The sequence below is a fragment of the Bacillus infantis genome, assembly GCF_020171945.1.
Lineage (GTDB): Bacteria > Bacillota > Bacilli > Bacillales > Cytobacillaceae > Bacillus_AB > Bacillus_AB infantis_A.
The window spans coordinates 20,231-39,946 of record NZ_JAIVAP010000024.1 but is presented as its reverse complement, the minus strand read 5'-3'; the positions used below and the strand labels follow the sequence as shown (position 1 = coordinate 39,946).

20 protein-coding genes and 1 other annotated feature are annotated in these 19,716 nt (G+C 46.1%); all 20 genes read right to left on the bottom strand.

Annotated features, from left to right (window positions below; all coding sequences use genetic code 11):
* Positions 1 to 9: 9 nt before the first annotated feature.
* Positions 10 to 213, bottom strand: a complete 204-nt coding sequence (gene rpmC, locus LCM00_RS21895) for a 50S ribosomal protein L29 (protein ID WP_003351417.1) — start codon at positions 211 to 213, stop codon at positions 10 to 12.
* Positions 203 to 637 carry a 50S ribosomal protein L16 gene (gene rplP, locus LCM00_RS21890; protein ID WP_009791321.1) on the bottom strand — a complete coding sequence of 145 codons (435 nt, stop codon included), beginning with the start codon at positions 635 to 637 and terminating at the stop codon, positions 203 to 205. The genes rpmC and rplP overlap by 11 nt, the downstream gene beginning before the upstream one ends.
* Position 638: 1 nt before the next feature.
* Positions 639 to 1,295 (bottom strand): 30S ribosomal protein S3, encoded by a 657-nt coding sequence (rpsC, locus tag LCM00_RS21885; RefSeq protein ID WP_009791322.1) that lies wholly within the window; start codon positions 1,293 to 1,295, stop codon positions 639 to 641.
* 3 nt (positions 1,296 to 1,298) lie between these two features.
* Entirely contained in the window at positions 1,299 to 1,640 is a 342-nt protein-coding gene (gene rplV, locus LCM00_RS21880) for a 50S ribosomal protein L22 (RefSeq protein ID WP_009791323.1), read from the bottom strand.
* Positions 1,641 to 1,658: 18 nt separating this feature from the next.
* On the bottom strand, positions 1,659 to 1,937 hold the full coding sequence (gene rpsS, locus LCM00_RS21875) for a 30S ribosomal protein S19 (protein ID WP_009791324.1): 279 nt from the start codon (positions 1,935 to 1,937) through the stop codon (positions 1,659 to 1,661).
* A gap of 60 nt (positions 1,938 to 1,997) precedes the next feature.
* On the bottom strand, positions 1,998 to 2,828 hold the full coding sequence (gene rplB / locus LCM00_RS21870; protein ID WP_009791325.1) for a 50S ribosomal protein L2: 831 nt from the start codon (positions 2,826 to 2,828) through the stop codon (positions 1,998 to 2,000).
* Between the two features lie 30 nt (positions 2,829 to 2,858).
* Positions 2,859 to 3,146 carry a 50S ribosomal protein L23 gene (gene rplW / locus LCM00_RS21865; protein WP_170939578.1) on the bottom strand — a complete coding sequence of 96 codons (288 nt, stop codon included), beginning with the start codon at positions 3,144 to 3,146 and terminating at the stop codon, positions 2,859 to 2,861.
* On the bottom strand, positions 3,143 to 3,766 hold the full coding sequence (rplD, locus tag LCM00_RS21860; RefSeq protein ID WP_009791327.1) for a 50S ribosomal protein L4: 624 nt from the start codon (positions 3,764 to 3,766) through the stop codon (positions 3,143 to 3,145). The genes rplW and rplD overlap by 4 nt, the downstream gene beginning before the upstream one ends.
* Before the next feature lie 28 nt (positions 3,767 to 3,794).
* On the bottom strand, positions 3,795 to 4,421 hold the full coding sequence (gene rplC / locus LCM00_RS21855; protein WP_224906020.1) for a 50S ribosomal protein L3: 627 nt from the start codon (positions 4,419 to 4,421) through the stop codon (positions 3,795 to 3,797).
* Between the two features lie 36 nt (positions 4,422 to 4,457).
* A complete protein-coding gene (rpsJ, locus tag LCM00_RS21850; protein WP_009791329.1) occupies positions 4,458 to 4,766 on the bottom strand; it encodes a 30S ribosomal protein S10 in 309 nt (102 codons plus the stop codon).
* A gap of 628 nt (positions 4,767 to 5,394) precedes the next feature.
* Positions 5,395 to 6,582, bottom strand: a complete 1,188-nt coding sequence (gene tuf / locus LCM00_RS21845) for an elongation factor Tu (RefSeq protein WP_224906018.1) — start codon at positions 6,580 to 6,582, stop codon at positions 5,395 to 5,397.
* Between the two features lie 118 nt (positions 6,583 to 6,700).
* Positions 6,701 to 8,779: an elongation factor G gene (gene fusA, locus LCM00_RS21840; RefSeq protein WP_224906016.1), complete on the bottom strand. Its 2,079-nt coding sequence runs from the start codon at positions 8,777 to 8,779 to the stop codon at positions 6,701 to 6,703.
* A gap of 51 nt (positions 8,780 to 8,830) precedes the next feature.
* Positions 8,831 to 9,301 (bottom strand): 30S ribosomal protein S7, encoded by a 471-nt coding sequence (gene rpsG, locus LCM00_RS21835; protein ID WP_009791333.1) that lies wholly within the window; start codon positions 9,299 to 9,301, stop codon positions 8,831 to 8,833.
* 47 nt (positions 9,302 to 9,348) lie between these two features.
* Positions 9,349 to 9,771, bottom strand: a complete 423-nt coding sequence (gene rpsL, locus LCM00_RS21830; protein WP_009791334.1) for a 30S ribosomal protein S12 — start codon at positions 9,769 to 9,771, stop codon at positions 9,349 to 9,351.
* Between the two features lie 102 nt (positions 9,772 to 9,873).
* Positions 9,874 to 10,122: a 50S ribosomal protein L7ae-like protein gene (locus tag LCM00_RS21825; protein ID WP_224906008.1), complete on the bottom strand. Its 249-nt coding sequence runs from the start codon at positions 10,120 to 10,122 to the stop codon at positions 9,874 to 9,876.
* A 200-nt stretch (positions 10,123 to 10,322) separates the two neighbouring features.
* Positions 10,323 to 13,922, bottom strand: a complete 3,600-nt coding sequence (rpoC, locus tag LCM00_RS21820; protein WP_224906006.1) for a DNA-directed RNA polymerase subunit beta' — start codon at positions 13,920 to 13,922, stop codon at positions 10,323 to 10,325.
* Positions 13,923 to 14,036: 114 nt separating this feature from the next.
* The gene (rpoB, locus tag LCM00_RS21815) at positions 14,037 to 17,597 is read right to left on the bottom strand and encodes a DNA-directed RNA polymerase subunit beta (RefSeq protein WP_035401163.1); all 3,561 of its coding nucleotides are present in this window, start codon (positions 17,595 to 17,597) and stop codon (positions 14,037 to 14,039) included.
* Between the two features lie 301 nt (positions 17,598 to 17,898).
* Positions 17,899 to 18,501 (bottom strand): class I SAM-dependent methyltransferase, encoded by a 603-nt coding sequence (locus tag LCM00_RS21810; RefSeq protein ID WP_224906004.1) that lies wholly within the window; start codon positions 18,499 to 18,501, stop codon positions 17,899 to 17,901.
* A 121-nt stretch (positions 18,502 to 18,622) separates the two neighbouring features.
* Positions 18,623 to 18,988 (bottom strand): 50S ribosomal protein L7/L12, encoded by a 366-nt coding sequence (rplL, locus tag LCM00_RS21805; protein WP_022543217.1) that lies wholly within the window; start codon positions 18,986 to 18,988, stop codon positions 18,623 to 18,625.
* 51 nt (positions 18,989 to 19,039) lie between these two features.
* The gene (gene rplJ / locus LCM00_RS21800; protein ID WP_224906002.1) at positions 19,040 to 19,540 is read right to left on the bottom strand and encodes a 50S ribosomal protein L10; all 501 of its coding nucleotides are present in this window, start codon (positions 19,538 to 19,540) and stop codon (positions 19,040 to 19,042) included.
* A gap of 32 nt (positions 19,541 to 19,572) precedes the next feature.
* Positions 19,573 to 19,710, bottom strand: a sequence feature (ribosomal protein L10 leader region).
* Positions 19,711 to 19,716 lie beyond the last annotated feature (6 nt).

The following is a 19,716-nucleotide window of genomic DNA, read 5'->3' as shown; positions in this document are numbered from 1 at the left end:
TCCTATCAATTATCGATTGTTAACGCCGATCTCTCTCTCACGAATTACAGTTTTCATGCGAGCAATCGCTTTGCGTACTTCACGAATGCGAGCTGTATTTTCAAGTTGTCCAGTCGCCAATTGAAAGCGCAGGTTGAATAGCTCTTCTTTTAAAGATTTTACTTTTTGTTCTATTTCAGCAGTGGTAAGGTCACGAATTTCATTAGCTTTCATTTGATTCACCACCAATTTCTTCTCGTTTTACAAACTTGCACTTTACAGGAAGTTTGTGTGATGCAAGACGTAATGCTTCACGAGCTACCTCTTCAGATACGCCGGCGATTTCAAACATGATTTTCCCTGGCTTAACTACTGCTACCCATCCTTCAGGAGCACCTTTACCAGAACCCATTCGGACTTCTAGAGGCTTTGCAGTGTAAGGCTTGTGAGGGAAGATGTTGATCCATACTTTACCGCCACGTTTCATGTAACGAGTCATCGCGATACGGGCAGATTCAATCTGACGGTTAGTGATCCAAGAAGCCTCAAGAGCTTGAAGGCCAAATTCACCGAAGTTCACTTCAGTACCGCCTTTTGATTGTCCACGCATTTTTCCGCGGTGTACACGGCGATACTTAACGCGTTTTGGCAATAACATATTATTTGCCTCCTTCCTCAGTTTTCTTCTTTGTAGGAAGCACCTCTCCACGATAGATCCATACTTTAACGCCTAATTTACCGTATGTTGTATCTGCTTCTGCAGTAGCATAGTCGATATCAGCACGAAGTGTATGAAGTGGAACAGTACCTTCGCTGTAAGATTCAGAACGAGCGATATCAGCACCGCCAAGACGGCCAGATACCATTGTTTTGATACCTTTAGCGCCAGCGCGCATTGCACGTTGGATAACTTGCTTTTGAGCACGACGGAAAGATACACGGTTTTCCAATTGACGAGCAATGTTTTCCGCAACTAATTTCGCGTCGATGTCTGCTTTTTTGATTTCAAGAATGTTGATGTGAACACGTTTGCCAGTAAGTGAGTTAAGAGCTTTACGAAGAGCTTCAACTTCAGAACCGCCTTTACCGATAACCATACCAGGCTTAGCAGTGTGGATAGTGATGTTTAAACGGTTAGCTGCACGCTCGATCTCAACTTTAGAAAGTGATGCATCGCTTAAACGCTTCGTAATGTACTCACGCACTTTAAGGTCTTCGTGTAAAAGTTCAGCATAGTCTTTGCCTGCGAACCATTTTGACTCCCAATCACGGATGACACCGATTCGCAAACCGACTGGATTTACTTTTTGACCCACTGATTATCCCTCCTTCTTTTCTGATAAAACGATAGTAATATGACTAGTACGTTTGTTGATTGCACTTGCACGGCCCATAGCACGCGGACGGAAACGCTTCAAAGTTGGTCCCTCGTCAACGAATACTTGAGATACTACTAAATTGTTTACGTCCATTTCGTAGTTATGCTCAGCATTTGCCAATGCGGATTTCAATAATTTTTCAACGACAGGAGAAGCTGCTTTTGGCGTATGGTTTAAGATAGCCACCGCTTCACCTACTTGCTTACCTCGAATTAAATCTACGACTAAACGAGCTTTACGAGGAGCAATACGAACTGTTCTTGCAACAGCTTTAGCTTGCATCAGGATGCCCTCCTCTCATTAACGTCTTGTTTTCTTGTCATCATTGCCATGGCCTTTGTAAGTACGAGATGGAGCGAATTCTCCAAGCTTGTGCCCTACCATGTCTTCTGTCACATATACAGGTACATGTTTACGACCATCATAAACTGCGATAGTGTGACCAATGAATTGCGGGAAGATCGTAGAACGGCGTGACCAAGTCTTTACCACTTGCTTGCCTTCGTTTTCATTTAACTTTTCGATCTTTGTCATTAAATGCTCATCAACAAAAGGTCCTTTTTTTAAGCTGCGACCCATGATTGAACCTCCCTTCGTGATCGTTCTACGGTTCTCTTGTGGAACCGTAGCTCAATCCCGTTATTTTTTACGACGACGTACGATAAACTTGTCGGATTTGCTCTTCTTCTTACGTGTTTTGGCACCAAGAGTTGGTTTGCCCCAAGGTGACATTGGTGATTTACGTCCGATAGGAGCGCGACCTTCACCACCACCGTGCGGGTGATCATTCGGGTTCATTACAGAACCACGGACAGTTGGGCGCTTGCCTAACCAGCGTGAACGACCGGCTTTACCGATGTTGATCAGTTCGTGCTGCTCGTTGCCCACTTGGCCTACTGTAGCGCGGCAAGTAGCAAGGATCATGCGAACTTCACCAGAGTTTAAACGAACCAGAACATATTTGCCTTCTTTACCCAATACTTGAGCAGAAGTACCTGCTGAACGTACAAGCTGTCCGCCTTTGCCAGGTTTCAGTTCGATGTTGTGGATAACAGTACCCACTGGAATGTTTGCAAGTGGAAGTGCGTTACCCACTTTGATGTCAGCTTCAGGTCCAGACATTACTTCAGTGCCCACTGAAAGGTTCTTAGGTGCAAGGATGTAACGCTTTTCTCCATCCACGTAGTTGATTAGTGCGATGTTGGCTGAACGGTTTGGATCATATTCGATCGTAGCAACGCGTCCTGGAATGCCATCTTTATCACGTTTGAAATCGATGATACGATATTGACGTTTGTGTCCGCCGCCTTGGTGACGAACTGTTAACTTACCTTGGTTGTTACGGCCGCCTTTACGCTTTAAAGGAGCTAAGAGTGACTTTTCCGGCTTGTCTGTAGTGATCTCAGCAAAGTCAGAAGTAGTCATGCCGCGACGACCGTTGGAGGTAGGTTTATACTTTTTAATCGCCATTTCGTTTCCCTCCTCTTCTAGTTATGGTTATTAGACTTCAAAGAATTCGATTTCTTTGCTGTCTGCAGTTAGTTTAACGATAGCTTTACGGCGTTTGTTCGTATAGCCGCCGAATTTACCCATGCGCTTGAACTTGCCTTTGTAGTTCATGATGTTTACTTTCTCAACTTTTACGCCAAAGATTTCTTCGATAGAATCTTTAACTTGAGTTTTGTTAGCTCTAACATCAACTTCAAAAGTATACTTCTTGTCAGCCATCAGGTCAGTAGAACGTTCAGTGATAACGGGGCGCTTAATGATATCGCGTGCATCCATTATGCAAGCACCTCCTCTACTTTTTCAACCGCTGCTTTAGTCATGATAAGCTTATCATGGCTTAGAACATCCAAAACATTGACGCCTGTTGCAGTTACAACAGTCACTCCAGGGATATTGCGCGCAGACAATGCTACGTTCTCATCAAGATCAGCTGTTACGATAAGTGCTTTCTTATCAACAGACAGACCTGTAAGGACACCCTTGAAGTCTTTTGTTTTAGGAGTTTCTAAAGCAAGGTTTTCTAATACTAGAATGTTTTCTTCTGCCACTTTAGAAGATAGTGCAGATTTGATTGCTAAACGGCGTACCTTTTTAGGCAGCTTATAGCTGTAGCTGCGTGGAGTAGGACCGAATACTGTACCGCCTCCGCGCCATTGTGGTGAACGGATAGAACCTTGACGAGCGCGTCCAGTTCCTTTTTGGCGCCATGGCTTGCGTCCGCCGCCGGCTACTTCAGAACGAATTTTAGTTTTATGAGTTCCTTGACGTAAAGAAGCTCTTTGCATTACAACAGCTTCGAATAGTACGTGGTTGTTAGGCTCAATACCGAAGATGGTTTCATTAAGCTCGATTTCTCCAACTTGTGAACCAGCTTGGTTTAACAATGCTACTTTAGGCATTCTATTTCCTCCTTTCTGACTGGATTAATTATGCTTTAACCGCAGTTTTGATTTTTAGAAGAGCTTTTTTCGCTCCAGGTACGTTACCTTTGATCAGAAGCAGGTTGCGTTCTGCATCAATTTTAACGATTTCAAGGTTTTGAACAGTGATCTGGTCTCCGCCCATGCGTCCTGGCAATGCTTTGCCTTTGAATACACGGTTAGGAGCTACAGGTCCCATTGAACCAGGGCGACGGTGGTAGCGAGAACCGTGTGACATAGGTCCGCGTGATTGTCCGTGGCGCTTGATAGAGCCTTGGAAACCTTTACCTTTAGAGATTCCTGTTACATCAACAGTATCGCCTTCTGCGAAAATATCTACTTTGACTTCCTGACCAACTTCATATGCTGCTAAGTCAACTCCGCGGAATTCGCGAACGAAGCGCTTAGGAGCAGTATCAGCTTTTGCGACGTGTCCTTGTTCAGGTTTGTTGGAAAGCTTTTCGCGCTTATCTTCAAAGCCAAGCTGGATTGCTTCATATCCGTCAGTGTCGACAGATTTCACTTGAAGAACAACGTTTCCTGCAGCTTCTACAACAGTTACCGGGATAAGGTCGCCATTTTCAGCAAATACTTGAGTCATACCGATCTTTCTTCCTAAGATTCCTTTGGTCATTAGTCACACCTCCTGAGAATTTAATTATTTATTTCATTATAATTTGATTTCGATATCTACACCTGATGGCAGGTCTAAGCGCATCAGTGAATCAACTGTTTGTGGAGTTGGGTTGATGATGTCGATCAGACGCTTATGCGTACGCATTTCGAACTGCTCACGTGAATCTTTGTACTTATGGACCGCACGCAGGATTGTGTAAATTGACTTTTCAGTCGGCAATGGGATCGGGCCGGACACAGCCGCACCAGAACGCTTTGCAGTTTCAACAATCTTTTCAGCAGACTGATCAAGGATCCTGTGATCATACGCTTTTAAACGGATACGAATTTTTTGTTTTGCCATTATTTTCCCTCCTTTTCGCCTATATTGATATAGACATTCTCCGTGAAAATTTCCCACACACTCGCCATGGCAAAGCGGCCGGGTGTGTCAGCAACCTTTCACTTCATCGCAGTCAAAGACCAACATTGTCTATTATACAGAAAACATTTAAGAATTGCAACATGAAATGTTATATTCTTTTATGTTTCGCACACTTTTACTATTATAGCGGGTATGCCGCAGGTTTTCAAGAGGATTGGAAGAAGTCTAACAATTCACTATGCCTCTTTGGAAAAAATAAAATAACATTATAAAAACTGTATAATTTCATGTTATCCTGTCATTGTTTTCCCTTCTGCTGAAGCTGCACACCGAGTTTCTTCTATAGTATAGGAGCAGTCTTGCGTCGACAGCTGCAGCCACCATCATTATAAGCATTCTGGGGAGGAAGCATTTTTGATCCTGTGAAGCAGCGATCAGATTTTCATGCTAAAAAATGGATCTTCCCAGATTACGTTGGAGTTTGTCTCCACTTATTACAGTTAGAGCGAAAGTTCACGCAGAGAAAACTTATAGTATAGTTTAAAGCCAAATCAAAAAAGAAGCAGATGGATTAGATCCATCTGCTTCTTTGTATATCAATCAAAGATTACTCAGTGATTGTAGCAACAACGCCAGCGCCTACAGTACGTCCACCCTCACGGATAGAGAACTTAGTACCTTCTTCGATAGCGATTGGAGCGATAAGCTCAACAGTCATTTCGATGTTGTCGCCAGGCATAACCATTTCTACACCTTCAGGAAGGTTGCAGATTCCAGTTACGTCAGTTGTACGGAAGTAGAACTGAGGGCGGTAGTTAGTGAAGAATGGAGTGTGACGTCCACCTTCTTCTTTAGATAGAACGTAAACTTCAGCTTTGAACTTTACGTGTGGAGTGATTGAGCCTGGCTTAGCCAAAACTTGACCACGCTGGATGTCTTCACGTGCTACACCACGAAGAAGGGCACCGATGTTGTCACCAGCTTCTGCGAAGTCAAGAAGCTTACGGAACATTTCAACACCTGTTACAGTTGTTGATTTTGGCTCTTCAGTAAGACCGATGATTTCGATTACGTCACCGACTTTAACTTGTCCACGCTCAACACGTCCTGTAGCAACAGTACCACGGCCAGTGATTGAGAATACATCCTCAACAGGCATCATGAATGGCTTGTCAGTGTCACGTGTTGGAGTTGGGATGTACTCGTCAACTGCAGCCATAAGCTCGTTGATTTTCTCTTCCCAAGCAGCGTCGCCTTCAAGAGCTTTAAGAGCAGAACCTTTGATTACAGGAATGTCATCACCAGGGAACTCATACTCAGAAAGAAGGTCACGGATTTCCATTTCAACTAGTTCAAGAAGCTCTTCATCGTCAACCATGTCACACTTGTTCATGAATACAACAAGGTAAGGTACACCTACTTGACGAGAAAGAAGGATGTGCTCACGAGTTTGTGGCATTGGGCCGTCAGAAGCAGATACTACTAGGATACCGCCGTCCATTTGAGCAGCACCAGTGATCATGTTTTTAACATAGTCAGCGTGTCCTGGGCAGTCAACGTGTGCATAGTGACGGTTAGCAGTTTCGTACTCAACGTGCGCAGTAGAGATTGTGATACCACGCTCTCTTTCTTCTGGAGCACCATCGATTTGGTCGTAAGCGCGTGCTTCAGCTCCACCAGTCTTAGCAAGAACTGTAGTGATAGCAGCAGTTAGAGTTGTTTTTCCGTGGTCAACGTGACCAATTGTACCAATATTAACGTGGGGTTTTGAACGGTCGAATTTAGCTTTACCCATTAGGAAAATCCTCCTTTAATTTTAAAAAGTTAAGTATTTTTAGAGCTGCTGACAGGCAAGCCGATCAGCAGCTTGGTTCTACAATAGTAGTTATACTTGATTATAAAGGTAAAATCAATTATTCACCTTTATTTTTCTTGATGATTTCTTCAGAAATTGACTTCGGTACTTCTTCATAGTGGTCAAAGTGCATGGAGAATACTCCACGGCCTTGTGTGCTTGAACGCAGGGAAGTTGCATATCCGAACATTTCAGACAGCGGAACCATTGCACGGACAACTTGAGCGTTGCCGCGGGCATCCATACCTTCTACACGTCCACGACGGGAAGTGACGTTACCCATGATATCTCCCAGGTATTCTTCTGGAATGATAACTTCTATCCTCATGACTGGCTCAAGGATAACAGGGCTACATTTTGAAGCTGCGTTTTTCAGTGCCATTGAAGCGGCAATTTTGAACGCCATTTCTGATGAATCGACATCATGGTAAGATCCATCGAACAGTCTTGCTTTAATATCAACTAGCGGATATCCAGCAAGAACACCTCTGTCAAGGGAATCTTCCAGTCCAGCTTGGACAGCCGGGATGTATTCACGAGGAACAACACCGCCGACGATGCCGTTTTCAAATTCAAAGCCTTTTCCTTCTTCGTTTGGAGAGAATTCAATCCAAACGTGTCCGAATTGTCCGCGTCCACCAGATTGGCGTGCGAATTTACCTTCAACCTTAGCTGAAGCGCGGAAAGTTTCACGGTATGCAACCTGGGGCGCACCAACGTTTGCTTCCACTTTAAATTCACGTTTCATTCGGTCAACAAGGATATCAAGGTGAAGTTCACCCATACCCGCGATGATAACCTGTCCAGTTTCCTGGTCAGTATGCGCACGGAATGTAGGATCTTCTTCTTGAAGCTTTTGAAGAGCAGTTGTCATTTTGTCCTGGTCAGCCTTTGACTTAGGCTCGATGGACAATTGGATAACCGGCTCAGGGAATTCCATGGACTCAAGGATTACAAGGTTCTTCTCATCACACAGAGTGTCACCAGTTGTAGTGTCCTTAAGACCTACGGCAGCAGCAATATCCCCTGCGTATACTTGAGAGATCTCTTCACGGGAGTTGGCGTGCATCTGCAGGATACGTCCTACACGTTCACGCTTTCCTTTAGTAGAGTTCTGTACATATGAACCTGAGCTCAGCGTACCAGAGTATACACGGAAGAATGTAAGCTTACCGACATAAGGGTCAGTCATAACTTTAAATGCAAGAGCTGAGAATGGCTCTTCGTCACTTGAAGGACGAGTAACTTCTTCTTCAGAATCCGGAAGAGTACCTTTGATTGCAGGTACGTCCAGTGGAGACGGAAGGTAGTCGATTACTGCATCAAGCATTTTCTGAACACCTTTGTTTTTGAACGCTGATCCACAGATTACAGGGTAGAATTCAACGTTTACAGTACCTTTACGAATAGCTGCTTTCAGCTCTTCGTTAGTGATTTCTTCACCGCCAAGGTATTTCTCCATTAATTCTTCATCAAGCTCAGCTACCGCTTCAATCAGCTTTTCACGGTATTCTTCAGCTTGCGCCTTGTATTCTTCCGGGATTTCACGGTCTTCGATGTCTGTTCCAAGGTCGTTGCCGTAGAAAGTCGCTTTCATCTCGATCAGGTCGATGATTCCTTCGAACTGGTCTTCAGCACCGATTGGCAGCTGGATAGCTGCTGCATTGGCTTGCAGACGATCATGGAGTGTACCGAGTGAGTATAGGAAGTCTGCACCCAGCTTATCCATTTTATTTACGAATACCACACGTGGTACACCGTAAGTAGTAGCCTGGCGCCAAACTGTTTCAGTTTGAGGCTCAACCCCTGATTGTGCATCAAGGACTGCTACTGCACCATCAAGTACACGAAGTGAACGTTCAACTTCAACTGTGAAGTCTACGTGTCCTGGTGTATCGATGATGTTTACACGGTGGCCCTTCCACTGTGCAGTTGTTGCTGCAGAAGTGATTGTGATACCGCGTTCCTGTTCCTGTTCCATCCAGTCCATCTGTGAAGCACCTTCGTGTGTTTCACCGATTTTGTGGATACGGCCAGTGTAGTAAAGTACGCGCTCAGTCGTAGTTGTTTTACCGGCATCGATGTGGGCCATGATGCCGATATTACGAGTATTATCCAAGGAGAACTCTCTTGCCATTGGGTCTTTCTCCTTCCTAGTAAATGTAATAGTTTGTTTGTGGGTTCGATCCTACCAGCGGTAGTGAGCGAATGCTTTGTTAGCTTCAGCCATTTTATGAGTATCTTCACGCTTCTTCACAGATGAACCTGTGTTGTTGGCAGCGTCAAGGATTTCGTTAGCTAAACGCTCTTCCATTGTTTTCTCACCGCGAAGACGAGAATAGTTAACCAACCAGCGAAGACCAAGAGTCGTACGGCGGTCTGGGCGCACCTCAACTGGTACTTGATAGTTCGCACCACCTACACGGCGCGCTCTTACTTCAAGAACCGGCATGATGTTCTTAAGTGCTTGATCGAACACTTCCATTGGCTCTTTTCCGCTGCGCTCGCTGATGATATCAAATGCTGAATAAAGAATAGCTTGAGATTTACCTCTCTTGCCATCAACCATCATTTTGTTGATAAGACGGCTAACTAGCTTTGAATTGTAAATCGGATCTGGTAATACGTCTCTTTTTGCTACAGGACCTTTACGTGGCATGTAATTTCCTCCTTTCGATAAAACTGAATATTATTTTTGGTCTGTCATTATTTTTTAGCTGCTTTAGGACGCTTAGTACCGTATTTTGAACGGCCTTGCATACGGTTGTTAACACCGGCAGTGTCAAGCGCGCCGCGCACGATGTGGTAACGTACCCCTGGTAAGTCCTTTACACGTCCGCCGCGGATTAATACTACGCTGTGCTCTTGAAGGTTGTGTCCGATACCAGGAATGTAGGCAGTAACCTCGATTCCGTTAGTCAAGCGTACACGAGCATATTTACGCAACGCTGAGTTTGGTTTCTTCGGAGTCATTGTACCAACACGAGTACATACACCGCGTTTCTGTGGAGATGATACGTTAGTTTGTGCTTTTTTGAAGCTGTTGTAACCTTTGTTAAGCGCAGGTGATTTTGACTTTTCCTCTTTTGTCTTACGAGGCTTGCGCACTAATTGGTTAATTGTAGGCATGATTTTTCCTCCCTTCGTCTTTTGTGTAAGCCCACACATCCAGGTGGTTCATTTTGTTGCAAAAACAAAGTCCTTGCAGATCTTCATCTACAAAAACAGTTTTTAAATAGATATTGCAACAGCTGCCGCACCTACGTCGATTCCGCAGGCCTTTCCCAATGATTTCATCGAGCCGGCCCGGGTGACCGGAACTTTATATTCAAGCGCTGCTTTAATCACTTTTTCAACAGCCCTATGGTCTGCATCCTCAGCGATCAGCACTTCGCTGATTGTTCCTGATTTCAGAGCTTTTACTGTTTGCTTTGTTCCTACTATAATATTTCTTGCCTGCAATACTTTATCATAAGACATGATATATCCTCCAAAGTATCCGGTAAATAGGAGCACCTTTGCTATAGTACCATCGCACAAGAATATTGTCAACATCACGGCAAATATTTTTTTAGAATCATGCATAATTCCATTCAGTCTATCTATGAACCTGTGCGTCCAACTGCTTAGCAATTACTATAAAATGCGGTGCCCCCTTTTCGGCAGGCACCGCATTTCTATTATTCCACTGTAACTGTTTCTTCGGATGCTTCTTCCGCAGTGAATGGTTCAGCTCTGCGATAGCGCTGCATTCCAGTTCCGGCAGGGACCAGCTTACCGATGATGACATTCTCTTTAAGACCGAGCAATTCATCACGCTTGCCTTTAATAGCAGCATCTGTAAGTACCCTCGTTGTTTCCTGGAAGGAAGCAGCTGACAGGAAGGAATCCGTTTCAAGTGAAGCTTTTGTAATACCAAGCAGTACAGGACGGCCAGTCGCAGGCATTTTGCCATTTAACAGAGCCTTTTCGTTGGCGTCTGTGAACTGGTGGATATCAAGAAGTGAGCCAGGCAGCACTTCTGTTTCCCCTGCATCGATGACGCGCACCTTGCGAAGCATCTGGCGGACCATTACCTCTATGTGCTTATCGCCGATTTCAACACCCTGCATGCGGTATACCTTCTGCACTTCGCGAAGCAGATACTCTTGGACAGCATTTACATCTCTTACTTTGATCAATTCTTTAGGATCGATAGAACCTTCGGTCAATTCCTGTCCGCGGTCTACCCTGTCATCAACAGCCACTTTCAGGCGTGCTGTGTACGGAGCTGTGTATGTGCGGGATTCAACCTCGCCCTGCACCACGATTTCATGCTGGCGGTCACGGCCTTCATTGATGCCGACGACAACACCTTCAAGCTCTGAAATGACAGCCTGCCCTTTAGGGTTACGCGCTTCGAAAATTTCCTGGATACGCGGAAGACCTTGTGTAATATCGTCTCCTGCTACGCCTCCTGTATGGAAAGTACGCATTGTAAGCTGTGTACCAGGCTCACCGATGGACTGGGCTGCGATGATTCCGACAGCTTCGCCCACTTCAACTTCCTGGCCTGTTGCCAGGTTGCGCCCGTAGCATTTCTTACATACGCCATGGCGTGTGTTACAGGTAAAGGCAGAACGGATCCAGACAGTCTCAATGCCTGCTTCTACGATTTCAACAGACAGATCTTCTGTAATAAGATCATTTTCTTTTACGATTACTGCGTTTGTTTCAGGATGTTTGATATCTCTGCGCGCATAGCGGCCAATCAGGCGCTCATCCAGCGCTTCGATAACTTCTGTGCCATCCTTCAGGGCGCTGATCTGCAGGCCTCTGTCTGTTCCGCAATCGTCATCACGGACGATGACATCCTGTGCAACGTCAACGAGACGGCGGGTCAGGTAGCCGGAGTCAGCTGTCTTAAGTGCTGTATCGGCCAAACCTTTACGCGCTCCGTGTGTTGAGATGAAGTACTCAAGTACTGTCAGTCCTTCACGGAAGCTGGACTTGATCGGAAGTTCGATGATCCGGCCGGCCGGGTTGGCCATGAGTCCGCGCATACCGGCTAACTGTGTAAAGTTAGATGCGTTACCACGGGCACCGGAGTCACTCATCATAAAGATCGGGTTGGATTTATCCAGGGACTTCATCAGCTTGGCCTGGATAGTATCCTTCGCAGCACTCCAGATGGAGATGACACGGTCATAGCGCTCATCCTCAGTGATGAGACCCCGCCTGAACTGTTTAAGGACATTATCAACCTTACCTTGTGCTTCAGAAATGATTTCCTGCTTTTCTTTAAGAACGACGATATCCGCCACACCGACAGTGATGCCGGCTTTAGTGGAATGTCTGAACCCGAGATCCTTCATGCGGTCAAGCATTTTGGATGTTTCAGTTATCTTAAAGCGCTTGAAGACTTCCGCAATGATGTTTCCAAGAATTTTCTTCTTGAAAGGATCAACAAGCGGCATATTTTTAATAGCTTCTTTTACATCAGTACCCCGTTCTACAAAGTAGCGGGCAGGCGTTTCTTCTTCAAGATTCGTCTTTGTCGGCTCGTTGATGTATGGGAATGATGTCGGCAGGATTTCGTTGAAGACGAGCTTTCCGACAGTCGTGATAAGAAGCTTTTTCCTTTGTTCTTCAGTGAACGTTTCATTGTTCAGTGTACCTGCATTAACTGCTACGCGGGTATGAAGGTGGACATAGCCATTCTGATAAGCAAGCAATGCTTCGCTTGTATCATTGAAAATCATTCCTTCGCCCACTGCACCTTCTCTTTCCATAGTCAGGTAATAGTTACCAAGCACCATATCCTGGGAAGGTGTAACAACAGGTTTTCCATCCTTAGGGTTCAGGATGTTCTGGGCTGCAAGCATAAGAAGGCGTGCTTCTGCCTGAGCTTCAGATGAAAGCGGTACGTGGACCGCCATTTGGTCACCGTCAAAGTCGGCGTTGTATGCTGTACATACAAGCGGATGGAGACGGATCGCGCGTCCTTCAACCAATGTTGGTTCAAAGGCCTGGATTCCGAGCCTGTGAAGGGTCGGTGCACGGTTCAGCAGAACTGGATGCTCTTTGATTACCTCTTCAAGCACATCCCAGACTTCAGGCTGGACCCTTTCGATCTTGCGTTTTGCGGATTTGATATTGTGAGCCAGTCCTTTTTCCACCAATTCCTTCATGACGAAAGGCTTGAACAGCTCAAGCGCCATTTCCTTAGGCAGACCGCACTGGTACATTTTCAGGTTAGGACCTACTACGATAACAGAACGTCCGGAGTAGTCAACACGCTTTCCGAGCAGGTTCTGACGGAAACGCCCCTGCTTCCCTTTCAGCATGTGTGAAAGAGATTTAAGCGGCCTGTTCCCGGGACCTGTTACAGGACGTCCGCGGCGGCCGTTGTCAATCAAGGCGTCTACGGCTTCCTGAAGCATACGCTTTTCGTTCTGGACGATGATGCTTGGAGCACCGAGGTCCAGCAAGCGCTTCAGGCGGTTGTTCCGGTTGATGACACGGCGGTACAGATCATTCAGGTCAGAAGTCGCGAATCTTCCTCCATCAAGCTGGACCATCGGACGGAGCTCAGGCGGAATGACAGGAAGTACATCCAGGATCATCCATGATGGCTCATTTCCTGATCCACGGAAGGCTTCAAGTACCTCAAGGCGCTTGATAGCGCGTGTGCGGCGCTGGCCCTGGGCAGTTGTTAGTTCTTCTTTAAGCGCGTCTACTTCTTTGTTCAGGTCGATATCGGAAAGCAGCTTCTTGATGGATTCTGCACCCATGGATGCCTGGAACTTATTGCCGTACTTTTCACGGTAAGCGCGGTATTCCTTCTCAGACAGAAGCTGTTTTTTCTCTAATGCTGTATCGCCGGAATCAGTTACTACATATGAAGCAAAGTAGATGACTTCTTCAAGCGCACGCGGTGACATATCCAGAACAAGGCCCATGCGGCTCGGGATTCCCTTGAAATACCAGATATGCGATACAGGAGCAGCTAGTTCGATATGGCCCATTCTTTCACGGCGGACCTTGGCGCGGGTCACTTCCACTCCGCATCGGTCACAGACTACGCCTTTATAGCGCACCCTTTTGTATTTTCCGCAATGGCATTCCCAGTCTTTCTGAGGTCCGAAAATACGCTCGCAGAATAAGCCGTCTTTTTCAGGCTTTAATGTACGATAGTTGATTGTTTCAGGTTTTTTGACTTCACCAAAAGACCAGGAACGGATCTTATCTGGTGAAGCAAGACCGATCTTCATATACTCAAAATTGTTTACATCCAGCAAGGGGCCTACCTCCCTTTCAATCTCGGGTTATACCCTTATTGCTAATCCGGCAATAATATGCCGCCCTCCGCCCGTTAAGGCGGAGCGGCAGTCAAATTTATATAGTTATGCTATTTATTCTTTGCTAGCTACTTTTTCAGTGTTTGCTTCCTCTGTGTCCGGTGCGATGGTCAGCGATTCAGCCTGCTGCACATCATCATCGTCCTCAAGATCGCGCATTTCAATTTCCTTCTCATCACCTGACAGGATCTTAACATCCATACCCAAGCTCTGAAGCTCTTTCATCAATACGCGGAAGGATTCCGGCACCCCAGGCTCAGGTACATTCTCGCCTTTGACGATCGCTTCGTACGTTTTCACACGTCCGACAACGTCATCTGACTTAACTGTCAGGATTTCCTGCAATGTATAGGCGGCACCATAAGCTTCAAGCGCCCAGACCTCCATCTCCCCGAAACGCTGTCCGCCGAACTGGGCTTTACCGCCAAGAGGCTGCTGCGTAACAAGTGAGTAAGGGCCTGTTGAGCGGGCATGGAGCTTATCATCAACCATGTGGGCCAGTTTGATCATGTACATGACGCCGACAGATACGCGGTTGTCGAACGGTTCTCCCGAACGGCCGTCGTACAGGACTGTCTTTGCATCACGGGCCATGCCGGCTTCTTCGATTGTTGACCAGACATCTTCCTCGCGCGCTCCATCGAATACCGGTGAAGCGACATGGATGCCCAGCGCTCTCGCAGCCATGCCGAGGTGGAGTTCAAGCACCTGCCCGATGTTCATACGGGAAGGAACCCCCAACGGGTTCAACATGATGTCGACAGGTGTGCCATCTGGAAGGTAAGGCATATCTTCTTCCGGAAGAATCCGGGAGATTACCCCTTTATTTCCGTGGCGTCCCGCCATTTTATCTCCCTCGGAGATCTTACGCTTCTGAACGATATATACACGTACAAGCTGGTTCACGCCTGGCGGCAGCTCATCTCCGTCTTCACGGTTGAAGACTTTGACATCAAGCACGATTCCGCCTCCTCCGTGAGGAACACGAAGGGAAGTATCACGCACTTCACGGGCTTTCTCGCCAAAGATGGCATGCAGAAGGCGCTCTTCGGCAGTCAGCTCTGTTACACCCTTAGGAGTAACCTTACCGACAAGCAGGTCGCCATCCTTTACTTCAGCACCCGTACGGATGATTCCGCGCTCATCAAGATTGCGGAGTGCATCTTCACCGACATTCGGGATGTCACGGGTGATTTCTTCAGGCCCAAGCTTGGTATCTCTTGATTCTGATTCATATTCTTCAATGTGGATGGAAGTATAAACGTCGTCTTTTACAAGGCGTTCGCTCATAATGATCGCATCCTCATAGTTATAGCCGTCCCAAGTCATGAAGGCAACAAGCACGTTGCGGCCAAGCGCAAGCTCGCCAAGCTCCATGGAAGGTCCGTCGGCAAGGATTTCACCTTTTGTCACACGGTTTCCAACAGCAACAATCGGGCGCTGGTTATAGCATGTTCCCTGGTTGGAGCGGATGAATTTCAGCATCCTGTATTTATCAAGGTCGCCTTTGACTTCCTGGCCATTGACCTCGGAAATGCGGCGCACCCAGACTTCACGTGCTTCAACATGCTCGACGATTCCTTCATGCTTACAGATGACAGCTGCACCGGAGTCTTTCCCGGACACATACTCCATTCCTGTACCTACACGAGGTGCTTCAGGCTGCAGCAATGGTACTGCCTGACGCTGCATGTTCGCTCCCATGAGGGCACGGTTGGAGTCATCGTTTTCAAGGAAAGGAATACATGCTGTCGCGGCTGACACTACCTGCTTAGGCGATACATCCATATAGTCAACGCGGTCTTTCGGCACAACCGTATTTTCCCCGCGGAAACGCGCGACGACTTCATCGTCAAGGAAAGTACCGTCATCACCAAGGCGCGCATTCGCCTGTGCAACAACATAGTTATCTTCTTCATCAGCTGTCAGGTAATCGATCTGGTCTGTCACTCTGCCGGTCTCAGGGTTGATGCGGCGGTATGGCGTTTCGATGAAACCGAAGCGGTTAACCTTTGCAAAGGATGACAATGAGTTGATCAGACCAATGTTCGGTCCTTCCGGCGTTTCAATCGGACACATGCGGCCATAGTGTGAATAGTGAACGTCACGGACTTCAAAGCCGGCGCGCTCACGAGTCAGACCGCCTGGCCCCAATGCAGATAGACGGCGCTTATGCGTCAGCTCGGCAAGCGGGTTTGTCTGGTCCATGAACTGTGAAAGCTGTGAGCTTCCAAAGAACTCTTTGATTGAAGCGATAACAGGCCTGATGTTGATCAGCTGCTGCGGTGTAATTGTATTTGTATCCTGGATGGACATCCTCTCACGGACAACACGTTCCATCCTGGAAAGTCCGATTCGGAACTGGTTCTGGAGCAGTTCGCCAACTGAACGTAGACGTCTGTTCCCCAGGTGGTCGATATCATCTGTATCGCCGACTCCGTGAAGAAGGTTGAAGAAATAGCCAATCGACGCAATGATATCAGAAGGAGCGATATTCTTGACCGCTTCCTCAACATAGGCATTGCCGATGATATTGATCTCTTTCTCTCCGTCTTCATTAGGGGCATAGACCTTGATGGATTGAAGAAGGACCTCGTCCTCCACCACTCCGCCTGAAGGAGCTGCTGTCCTGAAGCCGATATTGTTTTCAAGATTAGGGATGATGCGGTCCAGGTTGCGGCGGTCCAGCATTGTCCCTTTCTCTGCGATGATTTCGCCTGTTTCTGGATCAACCAGTGTCTCAGCAAGGCGCTGGTTGAACAGTCTGTTTTTAATATGAAGCTTCTTGTTGATCTTATAGCGTCCAACATTCGCTAAATCATAGCGCTTTGGATCAAAGAATCTGGAAACGAGCAGGCTTTTTGCATTTTCTACAGTCGGCGGCTCGCCCGGACGAAGACGCTCATAGATTTCCAGAAGGGCTTTATCTGTACTTTCTGTGTTGTCTTTTTCAAGCGTATTGCGGATATATTCATTGTCTCCGATCAAATCAATGATTTCTTGATCAGAGCCGAACCCAAGTGCACGCAAAAGAACCGTAACGGGCAGTTTCCGAGTACGATCTATTCTAACGTATACGACATCCTTGGCATCTGTTTCATATTCAAGCCAGGCGCCGCGGTTCGGGATAACAGTAGCAGAGAAGCCTCTTTTCCCGTTTTTATCCAGCTTTCCGCTATAGTATACACTCGGTGAACGTACTAACTGAGAAACGATGACGCGTTCTGCTCCATTGATCACAAACGTACCTGTTTCTGTCATAAGCGGGAAGTCACCCATAAAGACATCCTGGTCTTTAACTTCGCCTGTTTCTTTGTTTACAAGACGCACTTTAACACGCAAAGGTGCTGAATATGTAACATCTCGTTCTTTCGATTCCTCAACGGAATACTTTGGATCGCCAAGGCTGTAATCAATAAATTCAAGCGATAAGTTACCAGTAAAGTCTTCAATTGGCGAAATGTCCTGGAACATTTCACGAAGACCCTCATCAAGAAACCATTGATAAGAAGAGGTTTGGATTTCAATTAGATTAGGCAAATCCAAAACTTCACTGATTCGTGCGTAACTTCTACGTTGGCGGTGTCGTCCATACTGAACTAGTTGACCTGTCAACTGATTCACCCCTCAAATCAAGCGTTATTTATCGAAAAGCGCAAGCACCCTGTCCAAAAGAGAAACCGGCATTTAAACAAACCGGCATTGCCAATCCCCCTCGGGCGCAGACAGCTTTTACTTTTCATAAGACAAAAAGAAAAAGGGTTTTCAACTCAAAAACCACATTTTCACATTTCGACTATTATTTTATTAGCTTTCCCATTATAGCCAAATTTATACAGAACGACTGCAAAATAGCAAATAAATCGGAAAGTATTATGTTGGCATTTTACAATACTATCATAGAGAAAAAGTCAAGTCAACTTTTTTTCGCTTTTAAAATAAAGTAGCCTTTTTTCTTTTCTATGGTTTCCACCTCTGAAAAAAGCGAGTCCAGTTTCTCAATTGCTGAAGGGGCACCCTGCTTTTTCTGGATGACAACCCAGAGCTCGCCGCCCGGCAGCAAATGCTCGAAGCTTTGTTCAAAAATGTCGTGGACAACCTGCTTTCCGGCACGGATTGGCGGATTTGTCAGGATAGCCGCAAACTTGCCCCCGCCAACACCGGTTAAGCGGTCACTTTCATAGATGGCAGCGTTGCCGACTGAATTTCCAGCCGCATTCTCCTTTGCCAGCTCGATCGCCCGGAGATTCACATCAACCATGTGGACCGTCCTTTCCGGAAAACTTTTGGCAATGGCCAAGCCAATCGGCCCATAACCGCAGCCAACATCCAGGATGTTGCCTTCAAGCTCCGGCAATGCGAACGCTTCAACAAGAAGCCTTGATCCAAAATCCACTTCTTTCTTTGAGAATACACCGTTATCGGTTTTAAAACGGAAAGAATGCCCTCTTAGCGGAAAATTCCAATAAGCAGGATCACTTTCAGTTTTTGACATGCGGGAATAATAATGTTCGGTCATAGAATCACCTCCAACCTGAGGAAACACATTGAGGATCATGCATCCTGTTCGGACGAATTATAAATCATACAAAATAAAAAAGCAAAAAGCCCGCTGGGCAGCGGGCTTTTCAAAGTTGGCATTACTTAACTTCAACGCCAGCTCCAACTTCTTCAAGCTTAGCTTTGATTTCTTCAGCTTCTTCTTTAGAAGCGCCTTCTTTAACAGGCTTAGGAGTGTTGTCAACAAGTTCTTTCGCTTCTTTAAGACCAAGACCTGTGATTTCACGAACAACTTTGATAACTTTGATTTTTTGGTCGCCTGCAGATGCAAGAACAACGTCAAATTCAGTTTTCTCAGCTGCAGCATCTCCGCCAGCAGCGCCACCCATTACAGCTACAGGAGCTGCAGCAGTTACGCCAAACTCTTCTTCGATTGCTTTTACTAGGTCGTTAAGTTCTAGAACAGTCATGCTTTTGACTGCTTCAATGATTTGTTCTTTAGTCATGATAAAATTTCCTCCTTATGATTGGTTTGAATTTTTTATGAAAAGACTAGCTTACGCGCCTTGTTCTTCTTTTTGGTCTGCAACAGCTTTTGCAGCAAGAGCAAGATTGCGGATAGGTGCTTGAAGTACGCTGAGTAGCATAGACAGCAAGCCTTCGCGTGATGGAAGTTCAGCAAGTGCTTTAACTTCATCAACAGAAGCGATGTTGCCTTCGATTACACCAGCCTTGATTTCAAGAGCCTCATGTTTTTTAGCGAAATCGTTTAGGATTTTCGCAGGTGCAACTACATCATCATTACTGAATGCAATCGCATTTGGACCTGTCAGTGCTTCGTTCAAGCCAGAAAGCTCAGTAGCATCTGCAGCACGGCGAGCCATGCTGTTTTTGTAAACCTTGAACTCGATTCCCGCTTCACGAAGCTGCTTACGAAGTTCAGTTACTTCTGCAACAGTCAGTCCGCGGTAGTCAACTACAATCGTTGATTTGCTTGCTTTGAATTTATCAGCAATCTCATCAACGATCAATTTCTTTTGTTCAATAGCGCTGCTCATCCTTACACCTCCTGTAGATTTTTTCATTTATACCGTCCAAAGAAAAACCTCCACATCTTGCAGACATGGAGGAAGTATACAATAGCCGTTCAAAAGAAAATCTATCGTATGACCTCGGCAGGAAATTAAGCTGTCGCACCTGCTGTCTACGGTACAAATGTTATTTTATTTTCACA